This is a genomic window from Sphingopyxis sp., assembly GCF_016704835.1.
Taxonomy (GTDB): Bacteria; Pseudomonadota; Alphaproteobacteria; order Sphingomonadales; family Sphingomonadaceae; genus Sphingopyxis.
Genome location: NZ_JADIZJ010000001.1, coordinates 1,511,630 through 1,528,485 on the forward strand (window position 1 = coordinate 1,511,630; position 16,856 = coordinate 1,528,485).

Genomic DNA, 16,856 nt, shown 5'->3' on the forward strand with positions numbered 1-16,856 from the left:
GCTTCGCGCCGCCACCTCCCCATCGCTGCGCGACTGGGAGGATATCATTATCCCGCAAAGTCTGCCTGTGCCAACCCCGCCACACCGACTCGAAACGCAAACACCCCGCCCGCATGCGGCTGCGCCTTTCGCTCCTCGTCGGACAAGTTCTTCCCCGCGCTGGTGACAAACGCCGTTTGCATGTCGGCGCCGCCGAACGCGATCATCGTCGGGCGCTGCACCGGCAGCTCGACCGTCTGGATCAGTTCGCCCGCGGGCGACAGGCGCACAACGCGCCATCCGTCCCACAGTGCCGACCAGTAACAACCCTCGGCATCCACCGCAGCGCCATCGGGGCGACCGTTGCCGAGCGGAAACTGGTGGAAGATCCGTCCTGCGCCCAAGGTGCCGGACGCCGGATCGACGTCGAAAGCACGGATCGTATGGGTCGGAGTGTCGGCATGGTAAAATCTCCGCCCGTCAGGGCTGAACGCTGCGCCGTTGCTGGTGGTCAGGCCACCGAAAACTTCGGAGAGCGAACCGTCAGGATCGAGCCGATAAAGGGTCGCGGTGGGATGCGCCTTGTCGCTCGTCAGGCTGCCAACCCACAGTCGACCGGCCCCGTCGACGCACCCGTCGTTGAAGCGCTGCTCGGGCTTTTCCGCCAGCACCGCCGGGCCGAACGGGCGCGGCGCGGCACCCCAGTTGTCGATCAGCGCGCAGCTGTCCTCCATCGCGACCACCAGCCCGCCACCCGCGCGAGGCGCGACGCAGCCGACCTGCTCGTCGAGCGTCATGACCTCGTCAGCGCCCGTTACCGGATCGGTGCGGTGGATTATCCGCCCCTCGATATCGACCCAGTACAGCCGCTGTTCGGGCGCGCTCCAGCGCGGCGACTCGCCGAGCAAGGCGCCGGCATCGTAGAGAAGTTGGACCATGGCCGTATCGTAGCGCGCGCCGCCGCCGCTGCCCAGCGGCTGCAATCCTATTCGTGGTCTCGCCCAGGCGAGGGGAGGCTGCCGTCCGCTTCGTGGGCGACACCTTTAATTGATCGCCATCCTTGCGAAGGTCAGCATCTCACCTTCTCGGATTGTCGCAGTGGCGAGAACCCCGCCTTCACCGGGATGACGAGATATGGAACGGACGGGTAAACCTTTTATCACTCGCGCCGCCGAACGCTCAAACTTTCATGCCGTAACGTCTTTCCGCTTGACGTGCACGTAAACGTAAGGTCTCTTGGCGTGCGAAAAGATGCGGCCGACTCCCCGCCTGCGTTCGGCTGCCGCAAGGGAAAGGAAAGCCATGTCGCTCGATAATCTGTCGCGCTCCGCCTACACCGACGATCATGAGGCCTTCCGCTCCACCGTCCGCCAGTTCCTGGAAAGAGAGATCGCCCCCAACGCCGCGCAATGGGCCGAGGACAAGATCGTCCCCAAGTCGATCTGGCCCAAGGCGGGCGAGCTTGGCATGCTGTGTCCGACGGTGCCCGAGGAATATGGCGGGCTCGGCCTCGACTTCGGCTACAACGCGATCGTCGACGAAGAAAGTGCCTATTACGGCCGCGCCACCACCGGCTTCTCGCTCCAGTCGGACATCGTTACCAACTACATCGTCAAATATGGCAGCGAAGAGCAGAAGAAACACTGGCTGCCCAAAATGGTCGCGGGCGAGGTGATCACCGCGATCGCGATGACCGAACCCGGCACCGGCTCCGACCTTCAGGGCATGCGCACGACCGCGAAAAAGGATGGCAATCATTATGTCATCAACGGCTCGAAAACCTATATCACCAATGGCCAGAACGCCGACCTGATCCTCGTCTGCGTCAAGACCGACACCGAGGTCCAGCCGGCGTGGAAGGGCGTCTCGATCGTCCTCGTCGAGGCCGATCGCGAAGGCTATGAGCGCGGCCGCAATCTCGACAAGATCGGGCAGGACGAGGCGGATACCTCGGAAATGTTCTTCAACGACGTTCGCGTCCCGATCACCAACTGCCTCGGCGAAGAGGGCAAGGGCTTCATCTATCTGATGAGCGAACTGCCGCAGGAACGCCTGTCGATCGCGGTGTCGGCGCAGGCGTCGGCGCAGCGCGCCTTCGACGACACCGTCGAATTCACCCGCGACCGCAAGGCGTTCGGCAAGCCGATCCTTGATTTCCAGAACACGCGCTTCGTGCTCGCCGATCTCAAGACCAAATTACAGGTCGGCTGGGCGCACCTCGACTGGGCGTTGGCGCGGCATTTGAAAAAGGAACTGACCCCCGAAGAGGGCGCCGCGGCAAAGCTGTGGCACACCGAATTGCAGTGGGAAGTCATGGACAAATGCCTCCAGCTCCACGGCGGCGCGGGCTATATGAACGAATATCCGATCGCGCGCCTGTGGCGCGACGCGCGCGTAACCCGCATCTTCGGCGGCACCAACGAGATCATGAAGGAACTGATCGGGCGGAAGCTTTAAGCCCTTAGCCCCCGCATGTGCGCGGGCTACGATAACTCAGAAAGGACTAATCCCATGGCCCATGCCTATATCGTCGACGCCGTCCGCACCGCCGGCGGCAAGCGGGCGGCAAGCTCGCCGGCGTCCACCCCGTCGACCTTGGCGCCGCGGTCTTCGACGCGATCGCCGCGCGCAACGATTTCGACACCTCGAAAATCGACGACGTCATCACCGGCTGCGTGTCGCAGGGCGGGCAGCAGACGATGGACCTCGGCCGCAACGCCGTCCTCGCCTCGAACCTGCCCGACTCGATCCCCGCGGTGACGATCGACCGCCAGTGCGGCTCGTCGCAGCAGGCGATGATGTTCGCGGCGCAGGCGGTGATGTCGGGTACGCAGGACATTGTGCTGGCCAGCGGCATCGAAAGCATGACGCGCGTTCCGATGGGCAGCGTCGCGACGCTGTTCATCAAGGAAGGCCTGGGCCACTACAAGTCCGAGCGGCTCGAGGAAAAATATCCCGGCATAATGTTCAGCCAGTTCATGGGCGCCGAAATGATCGTCAAGAAGCATGGCTTCACTAAGGACGACCTCGACGCCTATGCGTTCGAAAGCCACCGCCGCGCCAAGGCGGCGACCGAAGCGGGACGTTTCCAACGTGAAATCGTTGGCCTCGACATCGACACGCCCGACGGCCGCCAGACCCATCTCGTCGACGAAGGCATCCGCTTCGACGCGACGCTCGACGGCATTGCCGGGGTCAAGTTGCTCCAGGAAGGCGGAACGATCACCGCCGCCTCGTCGAGCCAGATCTGCGACGGCGCCAGCGCGGCGCTGATCGTGTCCGAACAGGCGCTGAAAGATCATGGCCTGACCCCGCGGGCGCGCATCCACCATGTCTCGGTGACCGCGGGCGACCCGGTAATCATGCTCGAAGAACCTTTGTTCGCAACCGAAAAGGCGCTGAAGCGCGCAGGGATGAAGATCGAGGACATCGACGCCTATGAGGTCAACGAAGCCTTTGCCCCGGTGCCGCTCGCATGGCTCAAATATCTCGGCGCCGATCATGCGCGGCTCAACCAGCACGGCGGCGCGATCGCGCTCGGCCATCCGCTCGGAGCCAGCGGCACCAAGCTGATGGCAACCTTGCTCGGTGTGCTCGACGCGACCGGCGGGAAGTACGGCCTCCAGACCATGTGCGAAGGCGGCGGTCAGGCCAACGTCACGATCATCGAGCGCCTTTGAATGCTTAGCCCCTCCCCTTGAGGGGAGGGGCAGTGAGACTTGGTCCGGCGTCTGCCGGGCCTTTAAGTCGAGCGGGGTGGGGGCCATCGGCCTTGCGCAACCTCGGCAGCCCCCACACCCACTCCTCCCCTGAAAGGGAGGAGCTTTAGACAGGAGAAACCTCAATGAAACTCGACTCAACGGTATCCGCGGTCGTCACCGGCGGCGCCTCGGGTCTCGGTGCCGCCACCGCGCGCGCGCTCGCCGCCAAGGGCGTCAAGGTCGCAATCTTCGACCTGCAGGAAGAAAAGGGCACGGCGCTCGCCGCCGAGCTTGGCGGGGTGTTCTGCGAATGCAACGTCACCGACGACGCATCGGTTGATGCCGCCTTCGCGAAATCGCGCGAAGCGATCGGTCAGGAACGCATCCTCGTGAACTGCGCGGGCACTGGCAACGCAATCAAGACGGCAAGCCGCAGCAAGGAAGACGGCAGCATCAAGCATTTCCCGCTCGATGCCTTCAACTGGATCATCCAGATCAACCTCGTCGGCACCTTCCGCTGCATCGCCAAGTCGGCGGCGGGGATGCTGACGCTCGATCCGATGGAAGACGGCGAGCGCGGCGCGATCGTCAACACCGCATCGGTGGCGGCCGAAGACGGCCAGATCGGCCAGGCCGCTTACTCCGCATCGAAGGGCGGCGTGGTCGGCATGACGCTGCCGATCGCGCGTGACCTCGCTTCGGAAAATATCCGCGTCAACACGATACTGCCCGGGATCTTCGACACCCCGCTGCTTGCGGGCGCGCCGCAGAATGTCCGCGACGCTCTGGGCGCCTCGGTGCTCAACCCCAAGCGGCTCGGCAACCCGCCCGAATATGCCGCGCTGGCGCTGTGCATGATCGAAAACGGCTATTTCAACGGCGAGGACGTCCGCCTCGACGGCGGCATCCGCATGGGCCCGCGCTGATATGCCGAAACCGGAAAGCTGGCGGCTAAATGCCGCCAGCTACCCCGTGTGCGCCGCATTCCAGACGCGGTTCCAGGACATGGACATCAACGGGCACCTCAACAATGTGGCCTTTGCCGCGCTGTTCGAAAGCGGCCGGGTGCTGCTCAACCGCCAGGTGCGTCCGCTCGGCGAGCGCCCGGCCAACGAACGCACGATGGTCGCCGCGGTCGAGATCAACTATCTGGCCGAGGGCAATTTCCCCGATCCGGTCGAGATCGCGACCGGCATCGGCCGGCTCGGCACCTCCAGCTGGACAATCGTCCAGGCCATGTTCCAGAACGGCCGCGCCATCGCAACGTGCGACACGGTGGTGGTGTGCCGGACGGATAATCAGGCGAAGCCGCTGCGTGCGGAGTTGGTCGCCGAACTGACCGCCAATCTGGTGACATCGGTCTAAAGCGACGTATCGCCTTCGGGTACCGACCGGATCAAATCACGGGCAAAGCCGATCAGCCCGATCTGGCGCCGCCGCTTCAAACGCTCGGCGCGCAGGATCGCCATCACTTCGCCATAACATGCATCGACGTCATCGTTGATCAGCACATAATCATAGCCGTCCCAATGGCTGATCTCGTTCGCCGCGCGCGCCATGCGCGCGGCTATGACTTCGTCGCTATCGGTCTTGCGGCTGCGCAGGCGGCGCTCCAGCTCCTCCATCGTTGGCGGCAGGACAAAGACGCGGACAACGTCGGGGCCGGCCTCCTGATACAGCTGCTGCGCGCCCTGCCAATCGATGTCGAACAGCACATCCTTGCCCGCGTCGAGCAGTTCGTCGACCCGCGCGCGCGGCGTCCCGTAGCGGTGGCCGAAGACATGCGCCCACTCTAGAAATTCGCCATCGGCGGCCATTTGCTTGAAGGTTTCGACATCGACGAAATGATAATCCTTGCCGTCGATCTCGCCGGGGCGCGGCGGCCGCGTGGTGGCCGAGATTGACAGCGCGATATCGGGATCGACCCCCAGCATCTTTTTCGAAATGGTGGTCTTGCCCGCGCCCGACGGCGAGGAAAGGACGAACAACACGCCGCGGCGGTCGAGGTGGACGCTTTCAGCCATGGCCGCTATTCGCGAAAGGCGCGCCGGCGGTCAAGCGCGAAGGGGACAGGGCATGGCAGGAATTTCGCGCAAGGGTTGGCTAGTCGCGGCGGCATTGTTGGCAGTCTTCACCGCGATCTTGTTCGCGATGGGGCGCCCGCCGATCTGTCCGTGCGGGACGATCAGCCTGTGGCACGGCACCGTCCAGTCGAACCAGAACAGTCAGCAGATTTCGGACTGGTACAGTTTCAGCCACATCATTCACGGCTTCATCTTCTACGGCCTCGGCCGCTGGCTGCTGCCGCGCCAGCCGTTGTGGGTCGCGCTGGCGCTGGCGATCGGGATCGAGGCGGCGTGGGAAATCCTCGAAAATTCGCCGATCATCATCGATCGCTACCGCGAAGTGACGATGGCGTTCGGCTATAGCGGCGATTCGATCCTCAACTCGGTCAGCGACGCGCTGTTCATGATCGCGGGCTTCCTCGCCGCCAGCCGGATGCGCTGGTGGGTGACGGTGGCCATCGCGATTGTCTTCGAGCTGTTCACCCTGTGGACAATCCGTGACAATCTGACGCTGAATGTGCTGATGCTCGTCTCGCCGGTCGAGGCGATCAAGGAGTGGCAGGCGGCTGGTTAGGCCGTTATCAGTGGATGGCGGTCGACCGCTGATCGTCGAGCGGGATTGCGGGCGGCAATGCGTCGCCCATCGTCTGCCCGTCGGGTGCCAGGTCCGAAGTACCGGCATAGCTGTCGACGACACCGGCCTGCGCCAACTGCGGATCGATCGCATGCGCCGCCTCGGCCGCCTGGCGCGCCTCGGCGCGTTCGGCCCATTTTTTGGTTAGATAGCCCGCGGCCGCCCATGCTGCCATTGCCGCGTAGCGCTGCGGGAACAGACGCCGCGCCGCGAACAGCGCGCCCGCACCGATTACGGCGCCGGCAACCGGGTGATTGCCCTTGGTGCGTCCGATTGCGCTGCCCAGAACGCCGCCAACGATCCTGCCTATCATGCCCATTGTCTCCTTCTTCCCGTATCAATTCCTCAGCGGGCTTCGGGTTCCGGCCCCAGCATCATCCGCGGGTCGACCAGCCGGTCGAACGTCGCCGAATCGACATAGCCAAGGTCGAGCGCCGCCTCTTTCAACGTACTGCCGCTTTCATGCGCGCGCTTGGCAATCTTTGCCGCCTTGTCGTAACCGATCGCGGGCGCGAGCGCGGTGACCAGCATCAGCGAGCGGTTCATCAGCGCGTCGATGCGGGCACGATTGGGTTCGAGGCCGATCACGCAATGTTCGGCAAAACCCGCCATGCCGATCGCCATCAGCTCGATCGAACGCAGCACATTGGCGCCGATCAGCGGCTTGAAGACATTGAGCTCGAGGTGGCCCTGCAGTCCGCCGACGGTCACCGCCTGATGGTTGCCGATCACCTGCCCCGCGACCATCGTCAGCATTTCGCACTGGGTGGGATTGACCTTGCCAGGCATGATCGAGCTGCCGGGTTCATTTGCGGGCAGATCGAGCTCACCGAGGCCTGCGCGCGGGCCGGAGCCGAGCAGACGGACGTCGTTGGCGATCTTCGTCAGCGCAACTGCGAGCGTGTTCAGCGCGCCCGAAAAAAAGACAAGTCCGTCGTTCGACGCCAGCGCCTCGAATTTGTTTCGCGCCGGTTCGAACGCGATCCCGGTTGCGCGGCTCAGCTCCGCCGCCATCGCGGCGTCGAACCCGGCGGGCGCGTTGAGCCCGGTGCCGACCGCGGTGCCGCCCTGCGCCAGCTTGTTGATATTATGCGCTAGCGCGCCCTCGATCCGCGCGCGGCAGGCTATCAGCTGTGCCACATAGCCCGAAAACTCCTGCCCCAGCGTCAGCGGCGTCGCGTCCTGCAAATGGGTGCGGCCGATCTTGACGATGTCGCCCCACGCCGCCGCTTTCGCCGCCAGCGCGTCGGTCAGCGCGATCAGCGCGGGCAGCAGCCTTACGGTGGTTTCGACCGCCACCGCGACATGGATCGCGGTCGGGAAACTGTCGTTCGACGACTGGCCCATATTGACATGGTCGTTGGGGTGGACCGGCGTCTTGCCGCCGCGCGTCCCAGCCAGCGCCTCGTTGGCAATCCCCGCGATCACCTCATTGGCGTTCATGTTCGACTGCGTGCCGCTGCCCGTCTGCCAGATCGCAAGCGGAAACTGGTCGTCGAATTTGCCTGCGACCACCGCATCGGCGGCGGCAGCAATTGCGCCCGCCAGTCCGGCATCGAGCCCGTGCGCGCGATTGACCCGCGCGGCGGCGCCCTTGATTCGTGCCAGCGCATGGATGATCGGCAGCGGCATACGTTCATGTGCGGGGAATGGAAAATTGTGGCGGCTGCGTTCGGTCTGCGCGCCCCAATAGGCGTCGGCGGCGACCGCGATCTCGCCGAGACTGTCGCTTTCGTTCCGCGTTCCGCTCATCCCACCAATATCCGCGTCACCAGCACCGAGCCCGACCAGATCATCGCGACCAGGCCCAGCATCTTCCAATATCCTGTTTCACCGACGCGGCGGCGCAGCCATGCCGCCAGCAGCCAGACAAGCGCCAGCACCGGGGTCAGGATCAACAGGCTGAAGCGCAGCAATCCGTCGGCGATCTGGCCGCGCGACGTCGCTTCCTCAAACAAGGTATAACCTTCGACGCTCCACCAGAATGCAGCGCTCAGGACCAGCATCCCCGCGAGCGCCCAATATTGCCAGAAACGGCTGGGGGGCCATGGCGGCGCCACGGCTTTACTTCCGCTTGCCGAAATCCACCGTCACGACGTTCGACCCGTCTTCGTTCGTCACGTCGGGGCGGTCGTTGTCGGCCTCGTCATGCGGTTCGGGCGCGGTCGCCTCGTCGTCGCTGACCTGGAACTGCAATCCGAAATCGACCGATGGATCGACGAAGGCGGTGATCGCCGCATAGGGAATCGTCAGGATCGACGGCGTCTGGTTGAACGACAGCCCGACGCTGAAATAATCGTCGGCGACCTTCAGGTCCCAGAAGCGGTTCTGCAGCACGATCGTCATTTCGTCGGGAAATTTGGCGATCAAGTGCGCCGGAATCGACACCCCGGCCGCCTGCGTCTTGAAGGTGATATAGAAATGATGCTCGCCCGGCAGGCTGTCATAGCCTTCGATCTGGCGCAGCACGCGGCCCACCACGGCGCGCAGCGCGTCCTGCACGATTTCGTCATAGGGAATCAGGCTGTCGCGCACGTCATCGGTCATGGGGCAGGGGGATGAACGGACCGGGCGGGTGGGTCAAGGGGGGAGAGTCGCCTTGCAAGGTGAAAAGTGGGTGCTATGGGGCAGTTCATGCGAACCGCCACAGTCCAGCGCACGACCAAGGAAACCGACATCGCGATCACCGTCAACCTCGACGGCACCGGCGATTATGCGGTTTCGACCGGTATCGGTTTCCTCGACCATATGGTTGAACAATTGTCGCGCCACTCGCTGATCGACATCTCGATGACGGTGAAGGGCGATCTCCACATCGACCAGCACCACACCGTCGAGGATTCTGCTCTCGCGCTTGGCGAAGCCGTGGCTCGGGCGCTTGGCGACAAGCGCGGCATCGCCCGTTACGGCGAGGCGCATGCGCCGATGGACGAAACGCTGACGCGCTGCGTCCTCGACATTTCGGGGCGCCCGCACTGCGTTTATAACGCGTCCTTCTCACAGCCGCGGCTGGGCGAGATGGACACCGAGATGTTTCCGCACTGGTTCCACAGCTTTGCTCAGAGCGCGGGGATCACGCTGCACGTCGAAACGCTGTACGGCGAGAATAACCATCATATCGCCGAAAGCATGTACAAGGCGCTGGCGCGCGCGCTGCGCCAGGCAGTCGAGATCGACCCGCGCAAGGGCGATGCGATTCCTTCGACCAAGGGCGTCCTGTAGGACCGGCCAATGACCACCATTGCCCTGATTGACTATGGCGCGGGCAATCTTCGCTCGGTGCATAATGCGCTCGTCGCTTCGGGCGCCGACGGCGTGGTGGTAACCGCCGACCCTGATATTGTCGCGAATGCCGACCGCATCGTGCTGCCCGGCGTCGGTGCGTTCGCGGCCTGCATGAACGGGTTGTCGGCCATCGACGGCCTGATCGAAGCAATGGATCGCCGCGTTCGCACCGACGGCGTCCCCTTCCTCGGCATCTGCGTCGGCATGCAATTGCTCGCCGATGCTGGCGAGGAGCATGGCACACACACGGGCCTCGGCTGGATCGGCGGCACGGTGCGCGCCTTCGACCCCGCGCCAGGGCTGCGCATTCCGCACATGGGCTGGAACGACGTTGTGCCGACCGTCGAACATCCGGTCCTCGCGGCGGGCGAGGCCTATTTTCTCCACGGCTATCATTTCGCCGATACCGCCGACGTGCTCGCGGCGAGTAGCCATGGCGAAACCTTTACCGCCGCCGTTGGCCGCGACAACATGATCGGCCTTCAATTTCACCCCGAAAAAAGCCAGGCCTATGGTCTCGCCACTCTCGAAAGATTCCTCGCATGGCGTCCGTAGTTTCTGGCCTGATCATCTTCCCCGCGATCGACCTCAAGGCCGGGCAGGTGGTGCGGCTGGCCGCGGGCGATATGGATCGCGCGACCGTCTATGGCGACGATCCCGCAGCGCAGGCGCGGCTGTTCGCTGACGCGGGAGCCAGCCATCTGCATGTCGTCGATCTCGACGGCGCCTTTGCGGGTGAAAGCGTCAACGGCGGCGCGGTCGAGAGCATCATCTCCGCCTTTCCCGGCCAGGTGCAGGTCGGCGGTGGCATCCGCGACCGCGCCGGCGTCGATCGCTGGCTGGCGCTGGGCGTTGCGCGGGTAATCATCGGCACCGCGGCTCTCAAAGACCCCGAATTCGTCAAATCGGCCGCGCGCGACCTGCCGGGCCGGATCATCGTCGGTGTCGATGCCCGCGACGGCATGGTCGCGACCGAGGGCTGGGCCGATGTGTCCGATGTCCGCGTCGAAGATCTGGCGCGGCGCTTCGAGGATGCGGGTGTGGCGGCGCTGCTGTTTACCGATGTCGGCCGCGACGGGCTGCTCAAGGGCTGCAACGTCGAGGCAACGGTGGCTCTCGCCCGGTCGGTCGCTATTCCCGTCATTGCGAGCGGCGGGGTCGCCGACTTGGGCGACATCCACGCGCTGCGCCCGCATGTTGCGAGTGGTATCGAAGGCGTAATCACCGGACGCGCGCTCTACGACGGCCGGCTCGATCTGGGCGAGGCGATTGCGGCGGGGGCGGCATGACCGTCCGCGTCCGCATTATCCCCTGCCTCGATGTCGCGAACGGCCGCGTTGTCAAAGGCGTGAATTTCGTCGACCTGCGCGATGCCGGCGACCCGGTCGAGGCGGCGCGCGCCTATGACGCGGCGGGCGCCGACGAGCTGTGCTTCCTCGACATCAGCGCGACCCATCAGGGCCGCGGCACATTGCTCGACATGGTCAGCCGCACCTCCGAAGTCTGCTTCATGCCGCTCACTGTCGGCGGCGGGGTGCGCAGCGCCGACGATGCGCGCGCGCTGTTGCTCGCGGGCGCCGACAAGGTTGCGGTGAACAGCGCCGCGGTCGCGCGGCCCGAACTGGTTGCCGACATCGCCGACCGCTTCGGCAGCCAGTGTGCAGTCGGCAGCATCGACGCGCGGCGCGTTGCCGGCGGTCGGTGGGAAATCTTTACCCACGGCGGGCGTACCCCCACCGGGATCGACGCTCTCGACCACGCTGTCCGCCTCGCAACCCTCGGCGCTGGCGAATTGCTCGTCACTAGCATGGACCGCGACGGCACCAAGGACGGCTACGACCTCGCGCTCACCCGCGCGATTGCCGATGCGGTCAGCGTGCCGGTGATCGCGAGCGGCGGCGTCGGCAATCTCGATCATCTGGTCGCGGGCGTGATCGAGGGCGGCGCCAGCGCGGTGCTCGCCGCCAGCATCTTCCACTTCGGCGAAGCGACGATCGCCGAAGCTCATGCGCGGCTCGCCGCGGCCGGATTACCCGTCCGCACGCATTAAAGTATCGGGGGCTGGCCATGCCGCGGCGTGGCTGCAATAGAAGTCCGATGACCGCCCAAATCCGCCTGTCGCGCCGCGCCAACGAAATCTTCCCGATGCTCGGCTTCATCGCCGCGCTCGCAAGCCTGGCAATGCCGCTCAATGCCTGGCTCGTCGCCTTCATCCTGATGGGCGCGGTCGTCGCGGCGGTCCATCATGCCGAGGTGATCGCGCATCGCGTCGGCGAGCCCTTCGGCACCTTGATCCTCGCGCTCGCGGTGACGGTGATCGAGGTCGGGTTGATTCTGACCCTGATGCAGGCCGAGCCCGAAAAGGCGCAGACGCTGGCGCGCGACACCGTGTTCGCGGCGGTGATGGTCATCGTGAATCTGTTGCTCGGCCTCTGCCTGCTCAGCGGCGCGATCCGTCATCACGAGCAGCGCTTCCAGCGCACTGGAATGGGCGCGGCACTGGCGACGCTGACCGTGCTCACTGTCGTGACGCTCGTGCTCCCCAATTTCACGTCGAGCGCTCCCGGATCCTACTATACCCCGGTGCAACTCGGCTTTGTCGCGGCGGTGTCGCTGATCCTCTACGGCACCTTCGCGCTGGTCCAGACGGTTCGCCACCGAGACTATTTCCTTCCCGAGGGCGATGCCGACGGTGACGGGGTGCCGGACGCGCACGCCCAACCTCCGACCATCCAGCGCACCGCAATTTCAGGCGCGCTGCTGCTCGCCAGCCTCGTCGCGGTCGTGCTGCTCGCCAAAAATCTTTCGCCCGTCATGGGGCTCCTGCTCGCCGAATGGGGCGCGCCGCCCGCGGTGCTCGGCGTGTTGATTGCGGCGCTCATCCTCGCGCCCGAGGGGCTTGCGGCGGTGCGTGCCGCGAAAGCCGACCGGCTCCAGACCAGCCTCAATCTGGCGCTCGGTTCGGCGCTGGCGACGATCGGCCTCACGATCCCCGCGGTCGCGGTGCTGTCGATCATCACTGACCTGCCAATCAGCCTTGGCCTCGACGCCAAATCAACGGTGCTGTTGTTCCTGTCGCTGATCGTCGCGTCACAGACGCTGGCGAACGGACGCACGACGGTGCTGCAGGGGGTGATCCACCTGATGCTGTTCGCGATCTATCTGTTCACGACCTTCGTGCCGTGAAGGGGACGGCAACCCTTCGTCATTAAGAGCGAAGCGAAGCAATCCAGAGCCTGCGAAAACCGCCCCGGATTGCTTCGCTTCGCTTGCAATGACGATAGAAGATCGACGATCTCAGGTTTTCCGCACAAACACCGTCCCCGCCGAATATCCCGCGCCGAACGAACAGATCAGCCCGGTATCCCCCGCGGCCATATCTTCGTGGTTCAGGTGAAAGGCGATGATCGACCCGGCGCTCGACGTGTTGCCATAAGTGTCGAGGACCGTCGGGCTTTCGTCGTCGCTCGCCTCGTGCCCCAGCACGCGCTGCGCGATCAGGCGGTTCATGTTGGTGTTGGCTTGGTGCAGCCACAGCCGCCGCATGTCGCCACCCTTCAGCCCTAGTACCTCCATTTGCTCGACGATCATGTTCGCGACCATCGGCACGACTTCCTTGAACACCTTGCGGCCTTCCTGAACGAACAATTTGTCGGTCTTCGGTCCTTCCTGCTCGATCCCGCCATGGGCGCGGTTGAGAAAACCGAAATTGTTTCGGATATTGTTCGAAAAGACCGTCTTGAGCTTGGTGCCCAGAATATCCCAATGCCCCGCGGGCGCAATATCCTTGTCCTCGACCAGGATCGCGGTCGCAACGTCGCCAAAGATGAAATGGCTGTCGCGGTCGCGCCAGTTCAGGTGCCCCGAACAGATTTCGGGGTTTACCACGAGCACGCTTTTGGCGTGTCCGGCGCGGATATAGTCGGCGGCAGTCTGGATGCCAAAGGTCGCCGACGAGCAGGCGACATTCATGTCGAAACCAAAGCCGTCGATGCCGAGCGCGTCCTGGATTTCGACCGCCATTGCCGGATAGGCGCGCTGCATGTTCGACGCCGCACACAGCACCGCATCGACATCGGCCGCATCGCGCCCGGCGCGCGCCAGTGCATCCCTTGCGGCGGAGACGCCGATTTCGGCCAGGATCGACAGCTCGTCATTGCTGCGTTCGGGTAGGCGCGGCGCCATATGCGCGGGGTCGAGGATGCCCGCCTTGTCAACGACGAAACGCGACCCGATCCCGCTCGCCTTTTCGATAAATTCGACACTCGACTCAGTCAGTTCGGCGATTTCGCCCGCGGCGATCGCCGCCGCATTTTCCCTATTGTGCAGCGCAACATACGCGTTAAAACTGGCGACAAGTTCTTCGTTGGCGATGCGTTCGGCGGGGGTGAAAAGGCCGGTTGTGGAAATGACCGGCTGCGGTGTGTGCGACATGATGGTCCTGCATGTGTCTTATGGTTTCAAGACACGCTGATTAGGCCCGGTCGCGGCGCCGCGCAACGCCCCTCCAATTACTGAACAGATGCCGACACCATGGTTAACCCGCCGCTAACCAATTTAGTGGCAGATTGCGCAAATTGCAGGCCTCCGGGGGGATGGCTCCCCGGGCGCCGTGCGGGAGCACGACCATGGCGACGCGTTCGGGACCGGCATCCGGGGATCTGTCGATTGCGGAAATCAAGGAATTTGCGGCCTTTCCAGCATCGACGCAGCGGTACATTCGCCGCTCGCTCGATATCGGGCTGGAACGCGACGATGCGATCGCGCGCTGGTCGCGCGACATGGTCGAGGAAACCGCGATCCGGGTTCAGGCCCGCGTCTATCAGCGGATCAGCGACATTCGCGCCCATATTCCCGACGACAGCGGCCTCGATGCCCTCGAAGGCTTCATGGCGCCGCTCGTCGCGGTGTCGGCGTTCGACCTCGGGCAGGATCGCCTGCCGGGCTTTGCCTCGTACCGTTTCTTGTACGAACGCCTGCTCGGCGCGCATGCGCGGCCATGGCTGCCCGGCGCCTTCTGCGCCGCGGCGTCCTTGCCGCACCTGCATCCCGACAAGCGCCGGCTGTTGCTCCAGTCGATCAGCGAAGCCGCCGCGACCGCGCCGGGCTGGTCGGCGCGCGAGCCGAGCTTTTACCCCGAATGGGTCGAAAAGATCGACGAGACCAAACCGGCGAATTGAGGGGTTGGCGGCTTCGGGGTGGGGAGCCGCCGTCATGGTCCCCAGCGCAAGCCTCGGCTCAGGGCGCTAAACAGCAAGCTTCGCGTGATGACGCTCTAAGCCCCGGCTTGCGCCGGGGAACATCAACTGCCGGTCGAAACCGGACCGTTCGATTAGATCAACGCCCGATACAGCCCGAACGCGCTGGTAGCGGTCAGCACCACCCCGACCATCACCAGCATGACCTTGGGCGAAAAACGCTTCGCCATATAGGCGCCGAGCGGCGCTGCGGCGACACCGCCGATGATCAGCCCGAGCGTCGGGCCGAGGATTTCCTCGAACCCCAGGTTCCAGATAAAGGCGATCGACACCGCGACCGCCAGGAAAAACTCGACGCTGTTGACCGTGCCGACAATCTTGCGCGGTTCGCCGCCCTGAACGAGCAGGTTCGAGGTTACCACCGGCCCCCAGCCGCCGCCGCCTGCGGCATCGAGAAACCCGCCGACGACGGCCAGCGGCGCCACGACCTTGGGCTTCGAGATTTTCGGCGGATAGAGAAGGCCGCGCACCAGCAGCCAGACGCCGATCAGCACCAGATAACCGAGCACAAATGGCTTCACCACATCGGCATGCAGCGTGGTCAGGACATAGGCGCCCAGAACCCCGCCGACGACCCCCGGAATCAGCAGGCGCCAGAACAAAGGCCAGTCGATGTTGCGGTGGAACAAATGGCTGAGCCCCGACGCGCCGGTGGTAAAAATCTCGACGACATGGATGCGCGCCGATGCGGTGGCGGGCGGCACGCCGAGCACCGCGACGAGCAGGGTGTTACAGATCACGCCGAACGCCATCCCCAACGCGCCGTCGACCAGCTGCGCCGCAAACCCGATCAGGATGAACGGCAGCAAGGCGGTAAAGTCGATGGCCGCAAAATCGATCATGATAACATCCCAACCCTTTTAGTTGACAACCTGCTGCCGGGATTTGCGGTCCGATGCGAGTCCAATTTTTCTGCTGCCGATGAAGGGATTTGTTTCCGCGCCCGAACGAAAGCCGCGTCGCGGCCGATCAGACCAGGTCGTCGGGCAGATTTTCGCGCGCATAATCGATGAACGCGCGCAGCTTGGGCATCACTTGCTTGCGGCTGGGATAATAGAGGAAAAGCCCCGCCGTGCTCGGCGCGAAATTGCCCAGCACCAGATCCAGCTCGCCGCGGGCGATATGTTCGTGAACCACCGGTTCGGCGACCATGCCGATCGCCAGCCCGCTACGCACTGCGACCATGATTCCGGCGAAATCATTGACGATCACCGGCCCGGTGACCGGGACATCGAATTCGCGATTTCCGTCGACAAAAGTCCATGGCATGATCCCCCCGCTAGACAGGCGCATGCGGATGCAGCGGTGATCGCGCAATTCCTCGGGACGCTGCGGCATGCCATAGCGCGCGATATAAGCGGGCGCCGCAACCGCAACGAAGCGGAACGGCCCCGACAGGCGGATTGCGATCATGTCGGCTTCCAGCGCTTCGCCCATTCTTACCCCGGCGTCGAACCCGCCGGCATTGAGATCGGACAGCGCGTCGTCGGCGTAAATTTCCAGCTCGATTTCGGGATAGGTATCGCAAAAGCCCGAGATGATCGGTTCGAACAACGGCTGGATCGCGCCGCGCATCAGGTTGATGCGCAAGCGTCCGGCGGGCCGGTTGCCCAGGTTACGCGCGGCTTCATAGGCTTCGCCGAGGCCGGCATAGGCGGGGGCGGCGCGCTCGAGGAACATTTCGCCTGCCTGGGTCAGCCCGACGCTGCGTGTGGTGCGCATGAACAAAGGTGCGCCGATGCGCGCTTCCAGCCCCTTGATGATCTGGCTGATCGCCGACGGCGAGACGCCAAGGTCGACCGCTGCGGCCGAGAAGCTCCGCCGTTCCGCGACACGCAGGAAAGCTTCGATCCCGTCGAGCACCCCGTGGGGGATTGTTAAATCCTGCTTCAAAGCACTTGCAGATTATAGAGGATTATCTATGTGCGCAACC

At 64.3% G+C, this 16,856-nt stretch carries 19 protein-coding genes and 1 pseudogene; 11 read left to right on the top strand and 9 right to left on the bottom strand.

What is annotated here, in order from left to right; all coding sequences use genetic code 11:
- Positions 1–47 precede the first annotated feature (47 nt).
- On the bottom strand, positions 48–917 hold the full coding sequence (locus IPF76_RS07505; protein ID WP_293841676.1) for an SMP-30/gluconolactonase/LRE family protein: 870 nt from the start codon (positions 915–917) through the stop codon (positions 48–50).
- Between the two features lie 364 nt (positions 918–1,281).
- On the opposite strand from IPF76_RS07505, the gene IPF76_RS07510 reads away from it, so the two are divergent.
- The 4 genes and pseudogenes from IPF76_RS07510 (at position 1,282) to IPF76_RS07525 (ending at position 5,045) form a co-directional block, all read left to right on the top strand.
- A complete protein-coding gene (locus IPF76_RS07510) occupies positions 1,282–2,436 on the top strand; it encodes an acyl-CoA dehydrogenase family protein (RefSeq protein ID WP_293841679.1) in 1,155 nt (384 codons plus the stop codon).
- A 54-nt stretch (positions 2,437–2,490) separates the two neighbouring features.
- A pseudogene (locus tag IPF76_RS07515) lies at positions 2,491–3,659 on the top strand (acetyl-CoA C-acetyltransferase).
- Between the two features lie 164 nt (positions 3,660–3,823).
- A complete protein-coding gene (locus IPF76_RS07520) occupies positions 3,824–4,606 on the top strand; it encodes an SDR family NAD(P)-dependent oxidoreductase (RefSeq protein ID WP_088440218.1) in 783 nt (260 codons plus the stop codon).
- A 1-nt stretch (position 4,607) separates the two neighbouring features.
- Positions 4,608–5,045, top strand: coding sequence for an acyl-CoA thioesterase (locus IPF76_RS07525; RefSeq protein WP_293841751.1), 438 nt, complete (start codon positions 4,608–4,610; stop codon positions 5,043–5,045).
- Here the strand turns inward: IPF76_RS07525 and gmk are convergent.
- Positions 5,042–5,704, bottom strand: coding sequence for a guanylate kinase (gene gmk, locus IPF76_RS07530; protein ID WP_293841752.1), 663 nt, complete (start codon positions 5,702–5,704; stop codon positions 5,042–5,044). The two genes, IPF76_RS07525 and gmk, sit on opposite strands and share 4 nt — an antisense overlap.
- 52 nt (positions 5,705–5,756) lie before the next feature.
- Here gmk and IPF76_RS07535 point away from each other — a divergent pair, with 52 nt between their 5' ends.
- Positions 5,757–6,320: a DUF2585 domain-containing protein gene (locus tag IPF76_RS07535; protein WP_293841753.1), complete on the top strand. Its 564-nt coding sequence runs from the start codon at positions 5,757–5,759 to the stop codon at positions 6,318–6,320.
- Between the two features lie 7 nt (positions 6,321–6,327).
- Here the strand turns inward: IPF76_RS07535 and IPF76_RS07540 are convergent, their stop codons facing one another.
- The 4 genes from IPF76_RS07540 to IPF76_RS07555 are packed head-to-tail and all read right to left on the bottom strand — an operon-like array spanning position 6,328 to position 8,927.
- The gene (locus tag IPF76_RS07540; RefSeq protein WP_293841754.1) at positions 6,328–6,693 is read right to left on the bottom strand and encodes a hypothetical protein; all 366 of its coding nucleotides are present in this window, start codon (positions 6,691–6,693) and stop codon (positions 6,328–6,330) included.
- 32 nt (positions 6,694–6,725) lie between these two features.
- Positions 6,726–8,132, bottom strand: coding sequence for a class II fumarate hydratase (gene fumC / locus IPF76_RS07545; RefSeq protein WP_293841755.1), 1,407 nt, complete (start codon positions 8,130–8,132; stop codon positions 6,726–6,728).
- Entirely contained in the window at positions 8,129–8,440 is a 312-nt protein-coding gene (locus IPF76_RS07550) for a hypothetical protein (protein ID WP_293841756.1), read from the bottom strand. The genes fumC and IPF76_RS07550 overlap by 4 nt, the downstream gene beginning before the upstream one ends.
- 4 nt (positions 8,441–8,444) lie before the next feature.
- On the bottom strand, positions 8,445–8,927 hold the full coding sequence (locus IPF76_RS07555; RefSeq protein WP_293841758.1) for a ClpXP protease specificity-enhancing factor SspB: 483 nt from the start codon (positions 8,925–8,927) through the stop codon (positions 8,445–8,447).
- A gap of 87 nt (positions 8,928–9,014) precedes the next feature.
- Here IPF76_RS07555 and hisB point away from each other — a divergent pair, with 87 nt between their 5' ends.
- Genes hisB through IPF76_RS07580 form a run of 5 tightly spaced genes read left to right on the top strand, consistent with a single transcriptional unit; the run spans position 9,015 to position 12,851 of the window.
- Entirely contained in the window at positions 9,015–9,602 is a 588-nt protein-coding gene (hisB, locus tag IPF76_RS07560) for an imidazoleglycerol-phosphate dehydratase HisB (protein WP_293841760.1), read from the top strand.
- Positions 9,603–9,611: 9 nt separating this feature from the next.
- Positions 9,612–10,220 (top strand): imidazole glycerol phosphate synthase subunit HisH, encoded by a 609-nt coding sequence (hisH, locus tag IPF76_RS07565; RefSeq protein WP_293841762.1) that lies wholly within the window; start codon positions 9,612–9,614, stop codon positions 10,218–10,220.
- A complete protein-coding gene (hisA, locus tag IPF76_RS07570) occupies positions 10,208–10,954 on the top strand; it encodes a 1-(5-phosphoribosyl)-5-[(5-phosphoribosylamino)methylideneamino]imidazole-4-carboxamide isomerase (protein WP_293841764.1) in 747 nt (248 codons plus the stop codon). The genes hisH and hisA overlap by 13 nt, the downstream gene beginning before the upstream one ends.
- Positions 10,951–11,715, top strand: a complete 765-nt coding sequence (gene hisF, locus IPF76_RS07575; RefSeq protein WP_293841766.1) for an imidazole glycerol phosphate synthase subunit HisF — start codon at positions 10,951–10,953, stop codon at positions 11,713–11,715. The genes hisA and hisF overlap by 4 nt, the downstream gene beginning before the upstream one ends.
- 47 nt (positions 11,716–11,762) lie before the next feature.
- Positions 11,763–12,851: an ionic transporter y4hA gene (locus tag IPF76_RS07580; protein ID WP_293841768.1), complete on the top strand. Its 1,089-nt coding sequence runs from the start codon at positions 11,763–11,765 to the stop codon at positions 12,849–12,851.
- 111 nt (positions 12,852–12,962) lie between these two features.
- On the opposite strand, the gene IPF76_RS07585 is transcribed toward IPF76_RS07580, so the two are convergent.
- On the bottom strand, positions 12,963–14,099 hold the full coding sequence (locus IPF76_RS07585; protein ID WP_293841770.1) for a beta-ketoacyl-ACP synthase III: 1,137 nt from the start codon (positions 14,097–14,099) through the stop codon (positions 12,963–12,965).
- A gap of 194 nt (positions 14,100–14,293) precedes the next feature.
- Between IPF76_RS07585 and IPF76_RS07590 the strand changes: the two genes are divergently transcribed.
- Entirely contained in the window at positions 14,294–14,845 is a 552-nt protein-coding gene (locus IPF76_RS07590; RefSeq protein ID WP_293841772.1) for a hypothetical protein, read from the top strand.
- Between the two features lie 152 nt (positions 14,846–14,997).
- Here the strand turns inward: IPF76_RS07590 and IPF76_RS07595 are convergent, their stop codons facing one another.
- Both IPF76_RS07595 and IPF76_RS07600 read right to left on the bottom strand, forming a co-directional pair.
- Positions 14,998–15,765: a sulfite exporter TauE/SafE family protein gene (locus IPF76_RS07595; RefSeq protein WP_293841774.1), complete on the bottom strand. Its 768-nt coding sequence runs from the start codon at positions 15,763–15,765 to the stop codon at positions 14,998–15,000.
- Between the two features lie 127 nt (positions 15,766–15,892).
- Positions 15,893–16,816, bottom strand: a complete 924-nt coding sequence (locus tag IPF76_RS07600; protein ID WP_293841777.1) for a LysR family transcriptional regulator — start codon at positions 16,814–16,816, stop codon at positions 15,893–15,895.
- Between the last annotated feature and the right edge of the window lie 40 nt (positions 16,817–16,856).

Coding starts and splice junctions, on each gene's coding strand:
- hisB (WP_293841760.1), top strand. CDS start 9,015: ATGCGAACCGCCACAGTCCAGCGCACGACCAAGGAAACCGACATCGCG.
- IPF76_RS07555 (WP_293841758.1), bottom strand. CDS start 8,927: ATGACCGATGACGTGCGCGACAGCCTGATTCCCTATGACGAAATCGTG.
- IPF76_RS07595 (WP_293841774.1), bottom strand. CDS start 15,765: ATGATCGATTTTGCGGCCATCGACTTTACCGCCTTGCTGCCGTTCATC.
- IPF76_RS07525 (WP_293841751.1), top strand. CDS start 4,608: ATGCCGAAACCGGAAAGCTGGCGGCTAAATGCCGCCAGCTACCCCGTG.
- IPF76_RS07580 (WP_293841768.1), top strand. CDS start 11,763: ATGACCGCCCAAATCCGCCTGTCGCGCCGCGCCAACGAAATCTTCCCG.
- IPF76_RS07520 (WP_088440218.1), top strand. CDS start 3,824: ATGAAACTCGACTCAACGGTATCCGCGGTCGTCACCGGCGGCGCCTCG.
- IPF76_RS07540 (WP_293841754.1), bottom strand. CDS start 6,693: ATGATAGGCAGGATCGTTGGCGGCGTTCTGGGCAGCGCAATCGGACGC.
- hisA (WP_293841764.1), top strand. CDS start 10,208: ATGGCGTCCGTAGTTTCTGGCCTGATCATCTTCCCCGCGATCGACCTC.
- IPF76_RS07535 (WP_293841753.1), top strand. CDS start 5,757: ATGGCAGGAATTTCGCGCAAGGGTTGGCTAGTCGCGGCGGCATTGTTG.
- IPF76_RS07585 (WP_293841770.1), bottom strand. CDS start 14,099: ATGTCGCACACACCGCAGCCGGTCATTTCCACAACCGGCCTTTTCACC.
- IPF76_RS07590 (WP_293841772.1), top strand. CDS start 14,294: ATGGCGACGCGTTCGGGACCGGCATCCGGGGATCTGTCGATTGCGGAA.
- IPF76_RS07510 (WP_293841679.1), top strand. CDS start 1,282: ATGTCGCTCGATAATCTGTCGCGCTCCGCCTACACCGACGATCATGAG.
- fumC (WP_293841755.1), bottom strand. CDS start 8,132: ATGAGCGGAACGCGGAACGAAAGCGACAGTCTCGGCGAGATCGCGGTC.
- IPF76_RS07505 (WP_293841676.1), bottom strand. CDS start 917: ATGGTCCAACTTCTCTACGATGCCGGCGCCTTGCTCGGCGAGTCGCCG.
- hisH (WP_293841762.1), top strand. CDS start 9,612: ATGACCACCATTGCCCTGATTGACTATGGCGCGGGCAATCTTCGCTCG.
- gmk (WP_293841752.1), bottom strand. CDS start 5,704: ATGGCTGAAAGCGTCCACCTCGACCGCCGCGGCGTGTTGTTCGTCCTT.
- hisF (WP_293841766.1), top strand. CDS start 10,951: ATGACCGTCCGCGTCCGCATTATCCCCTGCCTCGATGTCGCGAACGGC.